This is a genomic window from Bartonella sp. AA86SXKL (assembly GCF_042196885.1).
On the sequence record NZ_JBHIRE010000442.1, the window covers coordinates 337 to 637 of the forward strand.

Here is a 301-nt window from a genome sequence, read left to right on the forward strand (position 1 = left end):
GCTCCACATCTGAAAATTGCTTTTTTTTCTCAACATCAACCTGATGATCTGAAACCGGAAGAAAATGCAATAGATCACATGCGTCATCTCATGCCAGGAAAAGCAGACGCTAAAATACGCGCAGCAGTCGCTCGTATGGGAATATCAACGGAAAAAATGATGACAAAAGCCAAAGAGCTTTCAGGAGGTGAAAAAGTTCGCTTGCTTATGGGACTTACTGTTTTTGAAGGGCCCCATCTTCTTATTCTTGATGAACCAACCAATCACCTTGACATTGATAGCCGTCAAGAACTGATACATG

At 41.9% G+C, this 301-nt stretch carries 1 protein-coding gene; it reads left to right on the forward strand.

Going from position 1 to position 301, the window contains the following annotated elements:
• A partial coding sequence (locus ACFIO5_RS12530; RefSeq protein WP_375705579.1) for an ATP-binding cassette domain-containing protein occupies positions 1–301 on the forward strand: 301 nt, incomplete at both ends.